1 pseudogene is annotated in these 652 nt (G+C 38.8%); it reads left to right on the top strand.

Annotation, left to right across the window (positions count from 1 at the left end):
• Positions 1 to 92: 92 nt before the first annotated feature.
• Positions 93 to 652: pseudogene (locus tag MKO96_RS29200) on the top strand (AMP-binding protein); the annotation flags it as partial.

Here is a 652-nt window from a genome sequence, read left to right as displayed (position 1 = left end):
ACACTGAGCGCAACTTATTACTAGTAAAAGGTAACGTTCCAGGTGCTAAGAAATCTCTTGTAGTTGTTCATGGTGAAAGTTTGCTTTCTTGAGAAAGCAAACTTTCACCAATATGTGAGGTAACAGGGGAAAACTTAGCGTATGTTATCTATACTTCTGGTTCGACAGGGAATCCAAAGGGGGCTTTAGTACAGCACCATTCTGTAATAAACCTATCCTATGGTTTACAAAAAGAAGTTTTCTCACATGAGATACCTAGTAATATGCGCGTCGGTTTGAATGCGTCAATTGCCTTTGATGCATCTATTCAGCAATTACAAATGCTGTTGTATGGTTCAAGTTTGTATATTATTCCGAACGAAGTTCGAAGCGATCCAGAACAGTTTGTAGCTTATATTCGGGAGAACAAATTAGCAATCTTTGATATAACGCCTTCATTACTTCAATTACTTATAGATGGCGGGTTGTTAGAAACATGCGAAGGTGTTCATGTTCCAAGTAAGGTATTGGTCGGCGGCGAAGCGATTACGCCGTCACTATGGGAACAGCTGGTAGGGGCTGATAAAATTGATTTTTATAATGTATATGGTCCTACAGAATGTACCGTTGATACAACATGCTACCATATCAAAAAAGATAGTAAGAGAGTAAC

Origin of the sequence: Bacillus sp. ES1-5, assembly GCF_022487605.1 — a bacterium.
Taxonomy (GTDB): Bacteria; Bacillota; Bacilli; order Bacillales; family Bacillaceae_G; genus Bacillus_A; species Bacillus_A wiedmannii.
Note: the sequence above shows the minus strand (reverse complement) of the source record. Positions and strands in the feature narration are given on the sequence as shown.